The 19,502-nt window shown below is 44.3% G+C and carries 16 protein-coding genes and 1 other annotated feature; of the genes, 5 read left to right on the top strand and 11 right to left on the bottom strand.

Translation table 11 applies throughout. The features are described 5' to 3' along the window. Window positions 1-25 precede the first annotated feature (25 nt). A complete protein-coding gene (locus AB4Z50_RS32870) occupies window positions 26-763 on the bottom strand; it encodes a hypothetical protein (protein ID WP_441886050.1) in 738 nt (245 codons plus the stop codon). Between the two features lie 123 nt (window positions 764-886). After that, complete coding sequence (locus tag AB4Z50_RS32865) at window positions 887-2,860, bottom strand: sensor domain-containing diguanylate cyclase (RefSeq protein WP_441886047.1); 1,974 nt, start codon at window positions 2,858-2,860, stop codon at window positions 887-889. A 332-nt stretch (window positions 2,861-3,192) separates the two neighbouring features. Between AB4Z50_RS32865 and rpsD the strand changes: the two genes are divergently transcribed. After that, complete coding sequence (gene rpsD / locus AB4Z50_RS32860) at window positions 3,193-3,795, top strand: 30S ribosomal protein S4 (protein WP_054028044.1); 603 nt, start codon at window positions 3,193-3,195, stop codon at window positions 3,793-3,795. Window positions 3,796-3,855: 60 nt separating this feature from the next. Here the strand turns inward: rpsD and AB4Z50_RS32855 are convergent, their stop codons facing one another. The 3 genes from AB4Z50_RS32855 to tyrS all read right to left on the bottom strand — a co-directional run bounded on the left by AB4Z50_RS32855 (window position 3,856) and on the right by tyrS (window position 7,321). Next, window positions 3,856-5,379: a flotillin family protein gene (locus AB4Z50_RS32855; protein WP_339208811.1), complete on the bottom strand. Its 1,524-nt coding sequence runs from the start codon at window positions 5,377-5,379 to the stop codon at window positions 3,856-3,858. A 26-nt stretch (window positions 5,380-5,405) separates the two neighbouring features. Further along, a complete protein-coding gene (locus AB4Z50_RS32850) occupies window positions 5,406-5,936 on the bottom strand; it encodes an NfeD family protein (RefSeq protein WP_179089804.1) in 531 nt (176 codons plus the stop codon). 131 nt (window positions 5,937-6,067) lie between these two features. Then, window positions 6,068-7,321 carry a tyrosine--tRNA ligase gene (gene tyrS / locus AB4Z50_RS32845; RefSeq protein ID WP_441886066.1) on the bottom strand — a complete coding sequence of 418 codons (1,254 nt, stop codon included), beginning with the start codon at window positions 7,319-7,321 and terminating at the stop codon, window positions 6,068-6,070. Window positions 7,322-7,378: 57 nt separating this feature from the next. Continuing rightward, window positions 7,379-7,683: a binding site (T-box leader), on the bottom strand. A gap of 121 nt (window positions 7,684-7,804) precedes the next feature. Between tyrS and AB4Z50_RS32840 the strand changes: the two genes are divergently transcribed. Continuing rightward, the gene (locus AB4Z50_RS32840) at window positions 7,805-10,879 is read left to right on the top strand and encodes a transglycosylase domain-containing protein (protein ID WP_441886041.1); all 3,075 of its coding nucleotides are present in this window, start codon (window positions 7,805-7,807) and stop codon (window positions 10,877-10,879) included. A 99-nt stretch (window positions 10,880-10,978) separates the two neighbouring features. Here the strand turns inward: AB4Z50_RS32840 and AB4Z50_RS32835 are convergent, their stop codons facing one another. Then, the gene (locus tag AB4Z50_RS32835) at window positions 10,979-11,938 is read right to left on the bottom strand and encodes an aldo/keto reductase (RefSeq protein ID WP_441886038.1); all 960 of its coding nucleotides are present in this window, start codon (window positions 11,936-11,938) and stop codon (window positions 10,979-10,981) included. 224 nt (window positions 11,939-12,162) lie between these two features. Between AB4Z50_RS32835 and AB4Z50_RS32830 the strand changes: the two genes are divergently transcribed. After that, entirely contained in the window at window positions 12,163-12,546 is a 384-nt protein-coding gene (locus tag AB4Z50_RS32830) for a VOC family protein (RefSeq protein WP_076268239.1), read from the top strand. A gap of 76 nt (window positions 12,547-12,622) precedes the next feature. Here the strand turns inward: AB4Z50_RS32830 and acsA are convergent, their stop codons facing one another. After that, window positions 12,623-14,347: an acetate--CoA ligase gene (gene acsA / locus AB4Z50_RS32825; protein WP_076268238.1), complete on the bottom strand. Its 1,725-nt coding sequence runs from the start codon at window positions 14,345-14,347 to the stop codon at window positions 12,623-12,625. Window positions 14,348-14,589: 242 nt separating this feature from the next. Between acsA and AB4Z50_RS32820 the strand changes: the two genes are divergently transcribed. Together AB4Z50_RS32820 and AB4Z50_RS32815 are read left to right on the top strand one after the other, a co-directional pair. Next, window positions 14,590-15,225: a GNAT family N-acetyltransferase gene (locus AB4Z50_RS32820; RefSeq protein ID WP_339208805.1), complete on the top strand. Its 636-nt coding sequence runs from the start codon at window positions 14,590-14,592 to the stop codon at window positions 15,223-15,225. Window positions 15,226-15,350: 125 nt separating this feature from the next. After that, window positions 15,351-16,526 (top strand): acetoin utilization protein AcuC, encoded by a 1,176-nt coding sequence (locus AB4Z50_RS32815; protein ID WP_441886033.1) that lies wholly within the window; start codon window positions 15,351-15,353, stop codon window positions 16,524-16,526. A 79-nt stretch (window positions 16,527-16,605) separates the two neighbouring features. Here AB4Z50_RS32815 and AB4Z50_RS32810 read toward each other — a convergent pair whose 3' ends face one another. The 4 genes from AB4Z50_RS32810 to AB4Z50_RS32795 all read right to left on the bottom strand — a co-directional run bounded on the left by AB4Z50_RS32810 (window position 16,606) and on the right by AB4Z50_RS32795 (window position 19,464). Beyond that, a complete protein-coding gene (locus AB4Z50_RS32810) occupies window positions 16,606-17,304 on the bottom strand; it encodes a 5'-methylthioadenosine/adenosylhomocysteine nucleosidase (RefSeq protein ID WP_076268235.1) in 699 nt (232 codons plus the stop codon). A 5-nt stretch (window positions 17,305-17,309) separates the two neighbouring features. Next, window positions 17,310-18,314 (bottom strand): catabolite control protein A, encoded by a 1,005-nt coding sequence (gene ccpA, locus AB4Z50_RS32805; RefSeq protein ID WP_076268234.1) that lies wholly within the window; start codon window positions 18,312-18,314, stop codon window positions 17,310-17,312. Window positions 18,315-18,454: 140 nt separating this feature from the next. Next, window positions 18,455-18,838: a hypothetical protein gene (locus tag AB4Z50_RS32800; RefSeq protein ID WP_305953885.1), complete on the bottom strand. Its 384-nt coding sequence runs from the start codon at window positions 18,836-18,838 to the stop codon at window positions 18,455-18,457. Window positions 18,839-19,026: 188 nt separating this feature from the next. Continuing rightward, complete coding sequence (locus AB4Z50_RS32795) at window positions 19,027-19,464, bottom strand: VanZ family protein (RefSeq protein ID WP_339208802.1); 438 nt, start codon at window positions 19,462-19,464, stop codon at window positions 19,027-19,029. Window positions 19,465-19,502: the final 38 nt, after the last annotated feature.

Raw genomic sequence — 19,502 nt, 5'->3', positions numbered from 1 at the left:
TCTCCTTCTAACTTTCGATCATAAACTAATCCATCGTAACACGTTTATGCATCTGCTGAACAGTGTTGCTCAACGCACCGTTAAAGGATTGAAACCTTACTGTCGTGTATCTTGATTCAGAAAATGGACGTTTGTTATAGGTGTACTGAAAGGATGTTTTCTCTTCCATCTTCAGCGGAAGCAGCTTCGTGCGGTCGATAACGAGCTCATACTCCGTGGCCGCCTGCATAGTCGAAAGCATGGCATCAAGTTGACTTCGCGATCGTGCCAATTCCTCCATCCATTCTTGGTGAAAAGGCTTATCTTTGGAAGGCATGTTTGCTCCAAGCTGATCTAGCTGCTGCCGCAAACGCTGTTCCCATTTCTCCTTTGAAACCTTTGCGTTCTCTGTAATCAATAGCGTTACGGTTTCCTCATCGTTGCTTCCGTTGACGATCCGAACCTCATCATTGGACTGATTCAACGTCTCAAGCACCTTTACTGGATTCCAATGCATCGTTTCCTGACTATTCGTCTGCAATGTCAACTGCTGATGATCCACGACCTTGCCTTCGAACACTTCCGGTTTAAAAGCTAGACCACCGTCTGTCTTTATGCTCATCGACCCTGTAAAATCATATTGATCCGTTGCGACAAGCCCCGAATAAGACAAAGACAGCCAATCTTCAGGTGATCGATGTTTACCCACATTTCCGCATCCGGCAATTGAGAGCATGAATACAAGCGTGACCACAATTACGCTAATTGCTTTCTCTTTTTTCATATGCTTACCTCCCGTCCAACATGTTCTATAGTAGCGTCCCTAACCTRCAAGCTCATTATTCCAAATAGGAACAAAAAAAAGGATGCTGCAATCAGCATCCTTCTCTTTATAATGTTCATGATTTTAGTTCTGACCAACAATGATGCAATTTCTTCCATTATGCTTAGCTTCATAAAGTGCCATATCTGCACGATAAAATAAAGACTCAACGCTAATTTTCTCATCCTCAAACTTCCATTCAGATACGCCGCAGGATACGGTTACGACAGGATCCGTTTCCATCTCCACATGTACCCGTATTCGTTCGGCGATGCGGTACGCTTGCTCAGCCCGAATGCCTGGCAAGTAAATCGCAAGCTCTTCACCGCCCCAGCGCGCCGCAATATCTCCCTGCCTAATCGATCCTCTAATAATATTGCTCACTTGTATGAGTATACGATCACCAACTTGATGTCCATACGTATCATTGATGCGTTTAAATAAATCGATATCTACAAGAATAAGTGAGCCAAATGGATCTTTGCGCTGACGGTTTTGAATTTGTTCATTTAAATAGTGGCGAGCATGCAAGCCAGTTAAGTTATCAGTTATAACCATCCGGCGCACTTCAGCGTGCAATGAAGCATTCGTTACAGCTAGTCCAATGTGCGTGCTCATCACTTGAAGCAATTTATAATTATCGTAGGAGAAAAAGTTTGGCGCTTTGTGTGTAATCAAAATAACGCCAACGACCTCTCCATCAACCACTATGGGTGAGGCGATAAGCGATCTTGAACCAGTATTATCCATAAGCTTGGACGTTACAACACGAGTATGCCAGTAATCGGATATGATCATTGGCTCCTTGGTTCGATAAACCATCCCGCAGAACCCGTAATCGGGCAAAAACTGCTCGCTCGTCAGGGATGGAAAATTACTGGACATAACGATAAATTGATTTTTTTCTTTGTTAAGCTGCAAAACACAGCAATAATCCGCATCAAATATCGTTAAAAGCTCTGTGGTTGCAAATTGAAAAATTTCTTTGAGCCTTAGCGACTGGTTTAATCGTTTCGTAAGCTCATTAATTAGTCGCAGCTCATTAATAAGCAGATTAGACTGCTCATACAGCTTCGCATTCTCGAAGGCTGATCCCGCAGTATCCGCCAGCAGCAGGAAGGCAGGCAAGTCTGCTTCATCCCATTTGCCTGGACCTATATACAAACAAAGCACACCATACGCGGCTTGTTTGCCGTTCATTGGAACAGCCAGCCTAAGCGTACCGTCTCTGTCATGCTCCGTAACCGATTTGCCATTCAAAAAAGCCTTGGTGACGAGATCATGCTCCAAGTTTTTGAAAACAAGCGGCTTTACACGCGGATCACCATTTAAGTGATCCTGTGACAAATACAAATGAACTTCCGAGTTTGGATAAAGCTGCTCTAGGCTGCTAAGCAGTTCCGATAGTACCGATGCAACATCGATTTGATCATAAAGCCGTTTGGCTGCTTGAAACAAAGAATCTCTTCTATTTGCTTCCTGCTCTGCACGCTGCTGCTGCAGAAGCAAATCCTTGACATAAAGCTGTTCAAACTTATGGTAAAAGCAGCTGCGAAAATGCAATGAGCACATTTGAAGCTGCGCGATGTCCTTCTGATGACCAATTGGAGACACATAAGCAAGAATACAAAAAACAGCACCATCGCCTCGCCTATGGATAGGCACTGCTGCTGTAAATAGATCATCTACTTCATTATGGCAAGATAAACCGCTGCTTAAAACGTTTTGGACAACATTTGCAAGCGCATCATTGCGTTTCTCGCAAGCCTCAGCGTCATAAAGACCTTCAGATGAGATCTCTTCCGCTTCATTATTGAATAACACAAATTCACCAGCCTCAAATGAGGCTAATCCTGATGTTTCACTTACCCACTGATTGAAACTGTCTTGGAACAATGGTGATAGCAAGGGCTTGTCCGCATCGCTAATATCTTCGCTGATGAACCAAATCGGTTGTGACTCTGCTGATGTATCCACAATTGTTGATGTTTTACGATATGCAAAATTGCTATTCATTCGATCAACCATGCAGCCCCAACCCTTCCATCTGTCAACCAAGGTGATGAGCTTCCTATTTTCACTTAATATTACAATCATCATACTCCATTTTTGAGAAATTTGCACTACTATGTATTTAAAATATAGGTCTTTCGATGTGTTTCAAACATCATTAATTTTCCTTAGTGAACCTTGACAACAGCTATCTATTTCATATATTATTTATTGATGAATAGATGGGCGTACGGTTTTGTGTCACCCTCATGAAATACGTTCACTATAGGCCAGCGGCTGACTAGCCTATCAGGGACGAGCTTGCTCGAACATTGAACGTATTCGGCGAAACACAACCCCATTCACAAATTTATTTGATGAAGGAGTTAATATTACGTATGTCACGTTATACAGGACCTAAATTTAAACTAAGCCGTCGCCTTGGAATCTCTTTGAGCGGAACGGGTAAAGAACTTGCAAAACGCGCTTTTCCACCAGGTCAACACGGCCCTAACCAACGCAGAAAAATGAGCGGTTACGGCGTTCAATTGCAAGAGAAACAAAAGCTTCGTCACATGTACGGTTTGAACGAAAAACAATTCCGCAACTTGTTTGACAAAGCGGCAAAAATGAAAGGTAAAGCCGGTGAAAACTTCATGGGCCTCCTTGAAAGCCGTCTTGACAACCTCGTTTACCGTCTTGGCCTTTCCAACTCCCGTGCAGGAGCTCGTCAGTTGGTATCACATGGTCACGTAACTGTAAACGGCAAGAAAGTGGATATCGCTTCTTACAGCGTTTCTCTTGGCGATGTAATCGGTTTGCGCGAGCGCAGCCGCAGCCTTAGAACAATTAAAGAAGCTATGGAAGGTCGTCATCACCTTCCGAACTACTTGGAGTTCAACGATCAAGCAATGGAAGGTAAATTCCTTCGTCTGCCTGACCGCGGTGAGCTTTCCCAAGATATCGACGAGAAACAAATCGTCGAATTCTACAGCCGTTAATAAACAAAAAAACCTTGAACCATATGGTTCAAGGTTTTTTTCTGTTTACACTGCCTTACTTTATTGTTCCGGAAGCTTAATAACAGCAGGAGCAGCAGCAATATCAACCGGCTTGCTAGGTACTGCAGGTAGATTACCGCCTCTATTCGTCAGTCCTTTAATGATTGCATTCACGTCGATTCCCGATACGCTCTTCAGCATCTCCGGAGCAGTAGACATTAATGAAGTCACATAATTGCTTATACGAGCTGCCCCTTCGCCATTCCCTGTATCAACGACAGTAAGCTTATCAATGTTGCCGATAGGATCAGCAATTTTGCCAGCCAGCTCAGGAAGCATTTTTACGATAATATCAAGGATTGCAGCTTCTCCAAATTTCTCAAAAGCTTCAGCTAGCTTTTCTTTCGCTTCCGCTTCTGCTAAACCGCGAAGACGAATAACGTCTGCCTCCGCTGTACCTTTCGCTCTCTCTGCTTCTGCAACAGCTAAACCATCCAAACGTTTCTGGGTAGCATGTGCCTTGGCTTCCGCTTCAATACGGTATTGCAGAGCATCAGCTTCATTAAGAAGCTTCGCCTTGTTCGCTTCCGCCGCTTGTACAACTGCGTAACGGTCTGCATCGGCTTTTTTCTTCACTTCTGCATCATACTGCTTCTCACGACGCAATATTTCTTTTCCTTCCAGATCGATCTCACGTTCTTTACGTACGAGTTCAACCTTCATTTGCTCTTCGACTACGTTTTGCTTAGCACGTGCTTCATGAATCGAATAAGCCTGATCCGCTTCTGCTCTTGCTGTATCTTGATCACGTTTAAACGTCGCGACCTTCATTTCCTTTTCTTTCTCTGCTTCCGCAATGTTGGTATCGCGCACTAGCTCGGCCTTTTGACCGGCCTCAGCAGCGAGTGCTTTTTGAATTCTAGCATCCCGAATCGCTTCAGCTTCCGCAATCTCAGCATCTCTTTTGACTGCAGCAATTCGCGGTTTACCTAGCGCGTCCAAATATCCATGTTTATCGCGCAAATCCTTGATCGTGAAGGAAACGATTTGAAGACCCATCTTCTTCAAATCCTTAGCTGCAACCCCTTGCACCTCTTGCGCAAATTTATCGCGGTTGCGATATACCTCTTCAACTGTCATTGAGCCAAGAATTGCGCGCAAATGTCCTTCCAATACTTCCTGTGCTTCACCCTTGAGCGCTTCGGTAGGCTTGCCTAGAAACTGCTCTGCCGCCGTCGCCACATCTTCAACCGCACCGCCAATTTTAATGATCGCTACACCGTCTGCCATGACTGGTACGCCTTGCTCTGTGTATACCTCCGGCGTCGATACATCCAGCTTATGGGACAATAGCGATAGAAACTCAGCCTTCTGGAATATCGGCAGAATAAACGCGCCTCCACCTCTAATGATTTTCACTTTGCGCCCAGATTCATCCGTGCTCGCATTTCGGGAGCCTAGAAATGATCCCGTTACGAGCATCGCTTCGTCTGGACTAACTGTTTTGTAGCGCGCCCAGAAGGCAAGACCTAATATAACAAAAACGCCAACTACAATAGCAGGTATAACATAAATATCTTCCATTGAATTTCCCCCTTATGCTGCTTTAATTAAGATAGATTTACTTCCGATACATACAAAGTGCTGTCCCTTACCTCAACAACGACAACCTTGGAGCCGCTTGTAATTTCAACGCCTTCGAAGCTAGCTGCAATTTGATTCGTAAATCCAGCTCCCACCTTAACCATCACTTCACCATAGCCCTTCGCAGAAATGGGGACCAGCACCTCCCCGAGCTTACCCGACAAATCATTAAGCGAAAAAGCGATCGAATTCTCGCTTTGCTCCATCGGCTTAATGTAGAGAAAGAAAACAGCTACTGCAGCTGTAAGTGCGATGAATAAGGCAATCATCACGATGGCTGTTGAACTAAAGGCAGTGTAGCGTCCGAGTAGGATCCCTGCTCCGCCAAAAGTGGTTATCCCGCCTACTAGCGCAGTCGGCGACAGCCATGAATGACCATCTAAGGATAAAAAATCGAGTGCTCCATCGAGTGCTTGCCCGATCAAATCCCCAAAAATAATACTTACGAGCGCATAAAGGATTCCTCCGACTAGACAAGACATAAATAGCGTCTCCAACTCTCTCCTCCTCCCTTAGTATCCATAACCTGTTAATGCTTCCGTTATTTAATACGTTGAAAACGCTCTTTTGTTTCTAAAAAAATAGAACTTGTTGAATTTTATCATTTCAACAAGCTCTATTATACCAATTATGTTAATTTAATTTTTATAAATTTACGTTTTCCAACTTGAAGCACGTCGCCATCCTTAGGAGAAATATCCGAATTAATATCAGTTATCTTCTCTTCATTTAGACGTACAGCCCCTTGCTGAACGCTTCTTCTCGCTTCACTGCTCGTTGGCAGCAAGTCAAGCATAGTGAGCAGCTTCACGATGCGAATTTGGCCATCTTCCAATTGTTCCGCAGCAATCGATACCACTTCGATATCATCAGGCAGCGCACGTTGTTGAAATACGGTAATAAAATGATTTTCTGCCGCTTTCGCTGCCTCTTCGCCATGGTACATTTCTACAAATGTCGCTGCAAGCTGCATCTTCGCATCACGAGGATGTACAGAACCATCTGCCAGTCCAGCTTTCAATGTCGCAAGCTCCTCGTTGCTTAAATCGGTAGCAAGCTCGTAATATTTGAGCATAAGCTCGTCGGGAATCGACATCGATTTGCCGTAGATTTGGTTTGGCTCTTCATCTATACCGATGTAATTGCCCAAGCTTTTGCTCATTTTATTTACGCCGTCCAACCCTTCGATCAAAGGAGTCGTAATTACAATTTGGCCTGGTTTATTATAATCCTTCTGCAAGGTTCTGCCCATTAACAGGTTAAATGTCTGATCCGTGCCTCCTAGCTCCACATCGGAATCAAGAGCTATGGAATCGTACCCCTGCATCAGCGGGTAGAAAAACTCATGAATGCTGATCGGCAAGCCGCTTGTGTACCGCTTTGTGAAATCATCACGCTCCATCATGCGTGCAACCGTTACTTTCCCGGCTAGATTTACAACATCCGCAAAGTTAAGCGGTGCAAGCCATTGCGAGTTGTAGTAGAGCTTTGTTTGCTGTGGATCTAATATTTTGTAAATTTGTTTTTGGTATGTTTCCGCATTCCGCTTCACATCTTCTTCCGTCAACTGCTTCCTCGTTTCCGATTTGCCCGTTGGATCACCAATTCTGCCTGTAAAATCACCGATAATCAGCTGAATCTGATGACCGAGTTCCTGAAATTGACGAAGCTTGTGAAGAACAACCGTATGGCCGATATGAATGTCTGGCGCTGAAGGATCAAGTCCTAGCTTTACATTTAATGGCTTTCCTGTTGCGACAGCATTCGCTATTTTATTTTTCAAATCATCCTCAGGTACAATCTCCACAACACCGCGGCGAATGACAGCCAGCTGACGCTCGACCTCACTTTTCTGCTCGCCACTTAAACTTTCCCACTTCACCATAGAACTTTTCCTCCTTTGTATGCGTCTATATAGACATAAAAAATCCTTCCAGCCCCAAGGGACGAGAAGGATTAGCTCGCGGTACCACCCTCGTTAGAGTACTCCTGCCTTTTTTCACATAAAAAAGAGGTACTCTCACTTCGTTGTTGATAACGGAGACGGGCTCCGAAGTGAACTACTACGGCTGATTCGACTGCCCCACAGGCTTTTTTGCCAAAATGTGCAGAGGATTGTCAGTATACGGTTCCTTCACTTAGCTCCAGGCGGTAATTCAACAAGCGGCGCATACCGGTTTCCACCACCCACCGGCTCTCTGAAAGTACGATTCGCTGTCTACTCATGCCCTTCAAAGCATTGATTAGATAAAACATTATTGAATTTATACCATAGCCATGCTGTGAAGTCAATGCAAGGAAAGAATGCGTTACTTTAGCGATTTATGTTATAATAGGTGTGCTATTTGGAGGAGGAGTCATAGAAATGCAAGAAGATCGTCAACCTGCGCCAAACAAAAGAAGCAAATGGCGTACATTTGGAATCGTAACTTTTATAACAGCTAAATGGATGGTATATTTCGGAATCTTCATCGGATTGCTTGCCGGTGGAGCAGTAACTGGTTATGTGGCCGCACTTGTGAAGGACGAAACCGTAAGACCTCGATCTGTTATTGTAGAGAAGATCGGCGAAAATGCCATCACTGGATTTGTTTACTTCAATGATGATTCACTTGTCGGACAGCTAAGAACGTCAGAGGACCGAATGATTATTACATATGATGATTTACCGCCGCAGGTTATTACTGCCGTACTTGGCATTGAGGACAATAACTTTTTGGAGCATCACGGCGTAGACATTAACGGCCTTGGACGTGCAGTAAAGCAAAAGCTTCTAAATGAAGATACGCAAACGGGCGGAAGTACGCTTACTCAGCAGCTTGCGCGACGTGTATTTCTAAGTTTGGACAAAACAGATAGCCGTAAAATTAAAGAAATATTTTTATCGCTGCGAATGGAACGTTATTTAACGAAAGAAGAAATTTTAGCAGCTTATTTGAATAAGGTTCCGTTCGGAAATGGTTCCAGCGGGTACAATTTGTTCGGCATTAAAGCAGCTGCCAAAGGGATATTTGATATTTCGGATCTAAACCAGCTGAATATCGCGCAGTCTGCCTATTTGGCAGGTCTACCGCAAAGGCCTTCTGCCTATACAGCGTTCACAGGTAAAGGTCAATTCAATGAGGCGGGCTTTGAACTCGCGCTTGGACGTCAAAAAACAGTTTTGAAGCGAATGTTCGAGACTGGGCGGATTACTCAGCAAGAGTACGACGAAGCGTCCAAATTCGATATTAGGAAAACGCTGGCTAAGCCAAAAGAAAAAGCCTATACAACCTATCCTTATCTCATGCTTGAAGCAGAACGTCAAGCAGCGGAAATTATGCTCATGGCGCAGGATTCTACTTTAACAAAAGCAGACCTTCGCAAAAAAGAAAATGCTCCGCTTATTGAGGAAGCTCGCGATCATTTGCTGCGCGGCGGCTACCATGTCTATACAACTATCGACAAGGATGTCTACCAGCTCATGCGTGAGATTGGCACTAATGATGAGAATTTCACGCCATACAGCGAGAAAAAAGGGCTGGAGCAGATTGCAGCGATCATGCTCGATCACAAAACTGGCGCTATCGTGGGAATGCTTGAAGGCCGAGACTTCTATGAGGAGCAATTAAACTATGCCACTCAGATGACAAGGCAGCCAGGATCAACGATGAAAACATTGGCGGCTTACCTTCCAGCTATTGAAATGGGGATCATTCAGCCCGCGAGCATAATTGACGATGCTCCAATTGTCCTGAAAGATGGCCAGAAGGGTTTCCATATCCCAATGAACGTAAACCGTAAGTTCGCGGGTCTAGTAACGGCGCGTGAGGCATTAAACCGTTCCTTGAACTTGCCTGCTCTGAAAATTTTCAATGAGGAAGTCAAAATTGAAAATGCTTGGGAGTTCGTTAAAAAGCTAGGCATTACAACGCTGCAGCCGCAAGATGCTTATGCACAAACCGGTGTAATTGGCGGTCTAAGCATCGGCGTATCGGTTGAAGAGCTTACGAATGCATACGGCTCGATTCCGAACAAAGGCGTTTTCAATGATGCTTATATGATTCAAAAAATTACAGATGCAAACGGAAAGATTGTATATGAACACAAACAGGAACCAACACGAGTGTTCTCGGAGCAGAGTGCCTTCTTGATGACGGATATGCTGTCGACTGTTATTTCAAGCAAAAGCGGATCTGCTAACAAATTGAAATCACAATTCGATAAATACGGTGAAATTCCTATTGCCGGTAAAACAGGATCCACTCAAAGCTACGGTGACGTGTGGTTTATGGGCTTCTCGCCAGATATTACGCTAGGCGTGTGGGCCGGTTATGAGGAACAAGTCAACTCCCTATCCGAGGTCGGCAAAACGCGTGCTCGTTCCATCTGGGCACTCATTATGAATAAGATGGCCGAGAAGAAGCCGGAAGTTTTTGTAACTAAAGAATTTGAACGTCCATCCGGCATTGTCAAAGCTACGGTGTCAAGCGCAAGCGGCTTGCTTCCAAGTCAATTAACGAAGCAAGCAGGCATGCTTGTTACTGACTGGTTTAACAAGAAGGATATACCTAAGAAAACAGATGACGCGCTCGTGAAGATGGCTTATATTTCCTTCAATGGCGTTAACTATGTTCCGAACCCAGCTACTCCTAGCGATATGATTAAGGAACAAATCGTTATTAAACGTAAAAAACCACTGGATGTTCTTATGGATGAAATTAAGGCAGCACAGCAGAAACTTCCGGCTAGCAGTCGTCGTCCACTTGATATTTACCTTCCTGCTGATGCAGAAAACAACGCGCCGTCTAAACCAGACCCTCGCGTTGATGATGGAGCAGCTCCACCGCCTCCGGCAAGCGTTAAGCTGCAATCGTCGGATGGCGTGCTTATATTGACATTTAATGATAGTACTGCTGCTGATGTCGTTGGTTACCGCGTGTACCGTTCGGTTAATCAAGGGCCTTATGAGAAGCAAGGGGAATCCATTGTTGTCGGTGCAGACAAACGTATGAAAGTGTATGCATCCAATGCTCAAAACTACACTTATTACGTAACAGCGGTTGATGTTGTGGGCAAAGAGTCAGCACCTAGTCAAATAGTACAATATGGCAGCACACCGAGTACCCCTCCACCGACAACAGGTGGAGACAACTCAAGCGGAAATGGAAGTGGAAATGGTTCTGGCACAACAACAGCACCTTCCACACCAACTGGCTTGCAGGCTGCGAAAACAGATTTAAGCGTACGATTAACATGGGCGGCTAACAGTGTGTCGGACCAAGTAACGCAATACAATATTTATTACAGTGCAAACAACGATGGTCAATATTCCAAGATCGGATCGACCTTGGAAACAAGCTTTGAGTATGTTGCGCCGCTTATCACAGGTTCCTTCTATATAACCTCTGAAAACGCGAAAGGCGAGTCATCACCATCCTCCAAGCAAACGATCAGCTAGAGGTAAACGAAAAAGGCAGCAGCCTCTCACGAGGCTGCTGCCTTTTCTTTTAGGAATTTACGATTTAGAAAATGAATAGGAGCAGCATTCTATTTATTATTAAATGACATAAGATGAATCCGTTTCAAACAAACGGCTTATTTGCTCATAATCTTCTCTGGATAGATGCCATTTGGTTGCAGCCGTATTTTCCTCCAGCTGCTTAACCGTCTTCGCACCAGCGATCACGCTCGATATTTCCTGCTTATACAATAACCAGTTGATAGCTACCTGGCTTAACGGTTTCTCGATGGCTCTAGCAATTCCAGTAAAGGTTTCGATGATGACAATGTTTTTTATAAATTGTTTATCCGAAAATAATGGATTAAGCTGCGCGCGAACATCCGTTTTGGGCAGCCTTGTCAAATAATTAAATTTCCCCGTTAACAACCCCTGAGCTAGCGGACTATAAGGAATAAAACCGATTTTTTGCTGCTTCGCATAGGGTAACGCTGCATGTTCAACATCGCGTTGGAACAAATTATAGGGCAGCTGCAAAGATACAATATTGCTAACGGATTGCGCTGCAACTAATTGCTGAACGTTAAAGTTTGAAACGCCGATATTCCTAATTTTTCCTTCAACGACGAGTTGATTTAACGTTTCAAACGTCTCTTCAATCGGTGTTTTGCCGCTGGGATCGGGAAAATGTACTTGATACAAATCAATATAGTCCGTATTTAATCGCCGCAGGCTCTCCTCTACCTCACGAATTATATTTGCTTTGGATACATTTATACTAAACTGCCCTTGATCGTTCCAGATGAGGCCAGCTTTTGTTGCGATAATGACATGCTCCCTTACGGGCTGCAGCACTTTACCAAGCACTTTCTCGGAATGTCCCAGCCCATAGGTTGGAGCGGTGTCATAGAAGGTGATCCCCTGTTCATACGCACGACGAATGACAGCCTCAATCTCGTTATCATCGACTTCTCCCCAGCCTGCTTTCCCAGCAGCCCAAGCTCCGAACCCGATAACGGATGGATAAAGCTCGCTATTGCCTAATTTTCTCTTATCCAACAAGCGAACCTCCTTTACTTAATTATTCCTACCCGATTACTTGGAACTAACATAATTATAAATGTGTCTGCATGAAAGTCAACCCATTTTTTTCAAAATGAACCAGCTGCTTAACTACCGCTCGACAATTATGACTTGACAACTGTTTTCCATCTCCTTATGATAAAAAGCATTCATTATTGCGATAAAATTCCATATTCCCGATTAGGAAGGAAATAAAAACAATGACTAAAAGACGTATTGATCATGTTGGCGTTATGGTAAAAGATATTGATGCTTCTATTTCTTTTTATACTGAAATTATTGGCTTTGAGCTTAAAGGAAGAACGCCTCATACGAATGGAATTATTGAGCTTGCCTTTCTTGGCTTTGGCGGTTCCGACGAAACCGAATTAGAATTAATTCAAGGCTATAATGACAACCTTCCAAGTGAAGGCAAGGTGCATCATTTTGCAGTGACAGTAACGGATGTCCATGCGGAATTTGAACGTTTAAAGCAGCTTGAAGTGACCTTTATCGATGAGGGCATCACTGTACTGCCGAACGGATACCAATACTTTTTTGTAAGCGGACCTGACGGTGAGCGAATCGAGTTATTTCAGCGTTAATGAATGCTCGAATAAAGCACGAAAAAGAGGATGGCCCCTGATCTGATCAGGAGCCATCCTCTTTTTTATGTTTTGATTAGTCTTCAATTGTGGACAAATCGCCCGTTGGCAGGTTCAGCTCCCACGCTTTCAGCACTCGACGCATAATTTTGCCGCTTCGTGTTTTGGGAAGCTTATCCTTAAACTCAATTTCTCTTGGTGCCGCATGGGCGGATAAGCCTACTTTTACGAATTGTGAAATCTCAAGCTTCAGTTCATCCGAGGCCACATAGCCTTCGCGGAGTGCAATAAAAGCTTTAATGATTTCTCCACGCATCGGATCTGGTTTGCCGATAACCCCCGCTTCTGCTACAGCCGGATGCTCAACCAGCTTGCTCTCAACCTCAAACGGGCCTACTCTCTCGCCTGCTGTATTGATTACATCATCGATACGGCCTTGGAACCAGAAGTAGCCATCTTCGTCCATATAGGCGGAATCTCCAGAGATATACCAGCCTTTAAGATAAAAATATTCCTCATACTTAGAAGGATTATTCCATACCTTGCGCATCATGGATGGCCAAGGCACATGTATGGCTAAATTGCCCATACGATATGGAGGCACCTCATTGCCGCTATCATCGATAATAGCAGCTTTCACGCCTGGCAACGGCTTGCCCATCGATCCTGGCTTAATATCCATACTTGGATAGTTGCAAATCAATTGGCCGCCTGTCTCCGTCATCCACCATGTATCATGAATGCGTTGGCCGTAAACCTTCATTCCCCATCTTACGACCTCTGGGTTAAGCGGTTCGCCTACGCTTAGAACATGCCGCAAGCTTGTAAGATCAAACTGCTGTGATATTTCGTCACCTGCACCCATTAACATACGGAATGCCGTAGGCGCGCTATACCATACCGTAACGCCGTATTTCTGAATGACGCTATACCAATCGCTTGGACTAAAGCGTCCGCCTCGTATGACGTTTGTAGCGCCGTTAAGCCACGGTGCAAAGATGCCATAAGAAGTGCCAGTAACCCAGCCTGGATCTGCAGTGCACCAATATATATCGTTTTCTTTCAAATCAAGTACTATTTGACCCGTATACATATGCTGAATCATCGCATTTTGTACATGGTAGACACCTTTTGGTTTGCCGGTAGAGCCGGAAGTATAATGCAAAATGAGACCATCCTCGCGCTCCAGCCATTCAATCTCAGCCTCGTCGGACGCTGCAGCCATCTCTTCTGCAAAATCAACAATGTTCTCTTCCTTCGCTAAATCCTTGCCGAATACGATTACATGCTTTAAATTCGGCAGCTCATCTCTCTTAATTCTTTTTAGAAGAGCAGGCGTTGTAATAATAGCTGTAGCTTCGCTATCCAAAAGTCTGTCCTTTACCGCTGTCTCCATAAAGGCTTCGAATAGCGGTCCAACAACCGCGCCGACCTTCAAAGCACCAAGCGCGCTAAAATAAAGCTCCGGCGTTCTCGGCATAAAGATGAAGACACGCTCGCCTTTGGAAATGCCAAGCTTGCGCAAGACGTTTGCAAAACGATTGGATTGTTTGCTCAGTTGTTCGAAGGTGTAGGATTCATCCCGCTCACTATCGCTATAGTAAAGGGCGATTTTATCGCCTTTTCCTTGCTCGACATGACGGTCAATGGCCTCATACGCCATATTTACTTTTCCAGTTGTGTACCAGCTAAATTGACTTTCGATTTGACTCCATTCAAAGGAATTAATCGCTTCTTCATAATTCGGTAAGTTCGAATTTTGCGCAGTCGCTGGAATTCGTTCTTGATGTAAGTTGATCATACTATCACTCTCCCATCAAATCTGTGTTTCTACTTTGTAAGAATACGCTTTCAAAACGTAGTCGTAACTTGAGGCAAACAAGCCGACAACAACTCGCGCATCCCATGATCTTGAACCGCCAAACTTATTATAACATAACCTTTTTCTATTCGACTACGCTTTTCATTTAGTAAAATGTTTGTTATAAAGAGTAATAGAGAATTGTGTTTAAGCAGCAATTTAACAGCAAAGGGGGGGCAGCCTTGGAACATCGAAAGCGTTTGCAGCGAGAGCAGCTCGTTTTGGACGCAAGTCGTGAACTTATTTTGGAAGGACCAGTACCGCCCGATCAGTTAGCCAACATGACGATGCACAAATCGCTGGATGCATTCCGCAGACCAAACGAGCAGCATGTTGCGCTAGTTGAAATTGCCGGCCTAGAAGAAGGAAGAATTATTTTAGCGCGTGAAGGCTCGGTTATCGTTGGATACGTAACCTTCCACTATGCGGACGAGCTTGAGCGCTGGTCAGAAGGCGGAATGACGGATTTAATCGAGCTCGGCGCCATCGAGGTTGCAGATGATTATCGCGGCCTTGGCTTAGGAAAACGAATGATTCAGCTCGCCTTCGCCGAGGAGCAATTAGAAAATATGATTGTATTTACGACAGAGTATTATTGGCATTGGGATCTTGAGGGCACGAAGCTGAATGTGTGGGATTATCGCAAAATGATGGAAAAATTGATGCAATCCGTCGGAATGATTTGGTACGCCACAGATGACCCCGAAATCTGCTCCCATCCCGCGAATTGTCTTATGGTCCGTATCGGCACAGAGGTCCCGCTAAGCTCGGTAGAACATTTTGACACGGTACGTTTTCGGCAACGCTTTATGTATTAAGGTTTTGCTTACGATGCCGGTTTGCTGCGCAAACCTAAGTTACGCTTACGATGCTGGTTTGCTGCGCAAACCTAAGTTAATGCTTACGATGCTGGTTTGCTCCGCAAACCTTTAGGAGGATAGGAATGGCTTCTGACTCTATTTTCATCTATCATTCGGATACTAGCGGATATAAATTCGGTGAGGAGCATCCTTTCGATCCGCTGCGGCTTGCTCTAACGATCGATCTGCTCAAAGAAGTTGATGCTTTGTATGATGAGGATATTCAGCCTCCTGCAGTGTATTCCGAGGATGAGCTGTTGTCACTCGTCCATAGAACCGACTATTTGGACGCTGTTAAACAATTGAGTGAAGCCGAAATCGATGATGACAGCGTACTTGCACAGCAGTTTGGACTACATACAGAAGACACTCCTTATTTCCCTGGCATGCACAAGGCAGCTATGTCCATCGTCAGAGGCTCTGTGACGGCCGCTGAGCTTGTTATGACGGGTCAAGCTAAGCATGCCTACCATCTTGCCGGAGGATTGCATCACGCCTTCCCTGACCGCGCCTCAGGCTTCTGTGTTTATAATGATGCAGCAGTCGCTATTAAGCATATCCGTCAAACGTATGGGGCAAAAGTGCTTTATATTGATACGGATGTCCATCACGGGGACGGTGTTCAGTGGGTTTTCTATGACGATCCAGACGTATGCACCTATTCAATCCATGAAACGGGAAAATTTTTGTTTCCAGGTACGGGCTACGTGCACGAAAAAGGGACAGATCATGGTTTTGGCGCTTGCTTTAACGTGCCGTTAGAACCGTACACTGAGGATGAATCCTGGCTGGAGAGCTTTAATATTACGTTGCGCAAAATCATTTCGGCCTTCAAACCCGATGTCATTATTAGTCAGCACGGCTGCGATGCTCATGCCTTTGACCCGCTCTCTCACATTCATTGCAGCATGCGTATATATGCCCAAATCCCTGCTATCATACATGAATTAGCCCATACCTATACCGATGGCCGCTGGATTGCATTAGGCGGCGGCGGTTATGATATTTTCCGCGTCGTTCCACGAGCTTGGTCTTTAGTATGGCTTACAATGATTGATCACCCTATTGCACATGCGATTGCAGCTGGTGAAGAAGCTAGGCTTCCAGACCGCTGGTTGAGTCATTGGGAATCCATTAGCCCTCACAAGCTTCCTACTCATTGGATGGACGATCCCGAAGATATTGAGCCTATGCCTAGACGAATCGAAATTACGAACAAAAACAGAATGATGCAGCAGATCGTTATTCAAGATCTGTAATCCGATTACAGCGTCATGCTCGCACAAAAAAAAGAACCAGTTCCGATGTTGGCATCAGAGCTGGTTCTTTGTATTTCGTTTAAATATTTTGCATGATATCATCAATAATTTGATAAGAATTGTTGGAGGCGATTACCGTAAACTCTGGAAAGTTCACATGAGCCGATCCATCCGCTTTGTCAGACATCGAACGAATAATGACAAATGGTGTATTATTCATATCGCATACTTGAGCGACTGAGGCGCCTTCCATCTCCGCGCATGCGCCTTGCAGCTTCTCGTGAAGCAGCTTAACCGACTCGCGGCTTGCAATGAATTGATCGCCCGACAGCACTTTGCCCTGTATGCTGCGTCCTGAGAATAAACGATTGCTAGCTGCAGAAGCCAGCTCAATTAATCTCTCGTCTGCAGGAAATTCTGATCTTGGATGAAAAGGAATCGTTCCAAGAGCAAAACCTAGTGGTGTACAGTCCATATCATGCTGGACACAACTCGTCGAAACGACGATATCTCCAATGTTAAGCTGCGGATCAACTGCACCGGCAACGCCGGTGAACAGAACGCAATCAGCACCAAGATCAAGTAAAATTTGCGTGCAAACCGCAGCATTTACTTTCCCTACACCTGATTTGCAATAAATGATCGTTTTGCCATGAAGTGTGCCTTCATAATATGTAATACCTGCTTTAGTAACCTCAGACACTACGTTTACATGCTCATGCAGCAATTCAATTTCTTCAGCCATAGCGCCAATAATTCCAATTTTATTAAACGACATTTCTTTTATATTCCTCCAACCGATTGACGCACGATAATCTCATGCGGCAGCACAACTTTGGATTGATCTACATTTTCTTTCTTCATCAGCTTTGTCAGCAAACGCATCGATACCGCGCCAATATCATACATTGGCTGTGCTACAGCTGTAAGCTGTGGACGAACCATGGATGCCATGCGGCTGTTATCAACACTAATGACAGATATATCATCCGGTACTCTTAAGCCGGAATCCTGAATGCTGTGAATTGCGCCAATCGCCATTTCATCCGTTGCGGAGAACACAGCTGTCGGACGCTCGTCCAGCTCAATGAAATATTTCATCGCTTCTGCGCCTGATTCATAACGGTAGTTGCCCGTACGAACTAAAGCATCATCATAAGCAATACCTGCTGCTTCAAGAGCACGCTTATAGCCTTGGAATCTTGCATAACCAATGGATGGATCTTGCAGTGTTCCGCTGATCATTGCAATTCTTCTATGTCCTTGCTCATACAAGTTTTGTACAGCATCGAACGCAGCATCCTCGTGGTTGATGTCAACAGACGGAATTTGTCCGCTCTCATCGGAAGTTGCACAAAGTACAATCGGAACATTAGCCGTCTTAAATGCTTGCAAATGCTCTTCCGTCACTGCCCCGCCCATAAATAGCAAGCCGTCTACTTGCTTCTCAAGAAGTGTATTGATAACACGGATTTCTTTGTCTTTTTTCTTATCCGCATTACACAAAATAATATTGTAATGATACATATTCGCGATATCTTCAATTCCACGTGCTACTTCAGCAAAAATAGCATTTGAAATATCAGGAATAACTACGCCCACCGTCGTTGTTTTCTTACTTGCCAAGCCCCTTGCTACGGCATTTGGACGATATCCTAGGCGCTCTATTGCTTCATATACTTTTTTGCGTGTTGCTGGTTTCACATTGGGATTATTGTTCACAACCCGAGAAACCGTAGCCATTGATACTCCTGCTTCTCTTGCTACATCATAAATGGTTACCGTCACAGTGTTTCTCTCCATTAGCTCAGATTTTATAATTACGCACGACGCATATTAACGTTATCATACGACAAAATATTTCTTTTCGCAATGTTGACGCATGTTTCACTCATCTGCACGTCTTGTAAAATCAATAATCTGAGCTTTTATGTAAGCAACGTTCGACGGCTTATTTGCTCAAGTCTCTTTTTCAAATCCAAAATCCATGCTTCATCGTTTAGCGTTTGAGCAAGCAAATACAAATCAAGTAGCTTATTGATTCTCTGCTCAACCAATCTCTCGAATCCGATGCGATCCGTCTGCTGTTTGTCTGCCTTTGCCTCTACCAGAATGCTAGCCCACTCGTTGCATTCATTAAAAAGGAATGTCTGCTTGTCTGGTTGAGCCCCCAATTGTGCTATTAAACCTGATAAATCAGGTTTTACTTCCGGAAATACTTCACTGCGATTGCAGGTTGTGCAAGAATATATAGGAACGTTATCGATCTCAACCTTCCCTGAGTAAATAACTGTGCGCAGTTTCATCTTCATGATGTCGCCACAATGACAACTCTTATGCAAAGTGGTCCACTCCTTCATAGTAGCAGCTATCGTAACAACCATAGCTTTCAGAGTAATAATGTATAAATGATTCGACTATTTTCGCACAAATTCCTGCATGCACAACCTTGTAATTTTTACTACTAAAATCACACTCAAAATTGACCACAAAATGCTAGTTATGGCGCAACTTTTCTCCACATTTTCCTTACTGGCGGCACAGCTGCAACAATCGTCCAAATCGCTGCTCCGATAAGATCATTCCGCACATCCATAACGTCCGGCATTCTGCCGCCAACAAAAGACTGATGATATTCATCTGTAATTCCATATAAACCACAAATAAGTACAATAACGACCTTCATCCAAAATCGGTCGCCCCTCTTGCCAATGCCGTAGTCTATCGTAAGTGCAAGTATGAAGTAGGAAACAAAATGGCCCCAATTAAAACCTTCCATAAAGGGGAAAAACTTTTGAAAGAACGGGAGAAAGGTATTTATCTCATCACCTGTTCTCGAAGATAGCGCAAATATAACAGCCATCCATGCAATAGCCGGCAAAAAGCGCAGCAGCCTAACGTATGAAAATGGTTTAGAATAACTCTCCGTTTGCTTCATTGTTTCTCCTTCGTTACAATAATAGAGATCTTTACTAG

The sequence above is a fragment of the Paenibacillus sp. 2TAB26 genome, assembly GCF_052115145.1.
Lineage (GTDB): Bacteria > Bacillota > Bacilli > Paenibacillales > Paenibacillaceae > Pristimantibacillus.
This window is presented reverse-complemented; position numbering and strand designations above follow the sequence as displayed.

Bases quoted from the DNA above. Each gene is read 5' to 3' on its own strand.
- AB4Z50_RS32855 (WP_339208811.1), bottom strand. From the start codon at position 5,379: ATGGAAGATATTTATGTTATACCTGCTATTGTAGTTGGCGTTTTTGTT.
- AB4Z50_RS32800 (WP_305953885.1), bottom strand. From the start codon at position 18,838: ATGAAGATGAAACTGCGCACAGTTATTTACTCAGGGAAGGTTGAGATC.
- AB4Z50_RS32840 (WP_441886041.1), top strand. From the start codon at position 7,805: ATGCAAGAAGATCGTCAACCTGCGCCAAACAAAAGAAGCAAATGGCGT.
- AB4Z50_RS32870 (WP_441886050.1), bottom strand. From the start codon at position 763: ATGAAAAAAGAGAAAGCAATTAGCGTAATTGTGGTCACGCTTGTATTC.
- AB4Z50_RS32815 (WP_441886033.1), top strand. From the start codon at position 15,351: ATGGCTTCTGACTCTATTTTCATCTATCATTCGGATACTAGCGGATAT.
- rpsD (WP_054028044.1), top strand. From the start codon at position 3,193: ATGTCACGTTATACAGGACCTAAATTTAAACTAAGCCGTCGCCTTGGA.
- AB4Z50_RS32795 (WP_339208802.1), bottom strand. From the start codon at position 19,464: ATGAAGCAAACGGAGAGTTATTCTAAACCATTTTCATACGTTAGGCTG.
- AB4Z50_RS32810 (WP_076268235.1), bottom strand. From the start codon at position 17,304: ATGTCGTTTAATAAAATTGGAATTATTGGCGCTATGGCTGAAGAAATT.
- AB4Z50_RS32830 (WP_076268239.1), top strand. From the start codon at position 12,163: ATGACTAAAAGACGTATTGATCATGTTGGCGTTATGGTAAAAGATATT.
- acsA (WP_076268238.1), bottom strand. From the start codon at position 14,347: ATGATCAACTTACATCAAGAACGAATTCCAGCGACTGCGCAAAATTCG.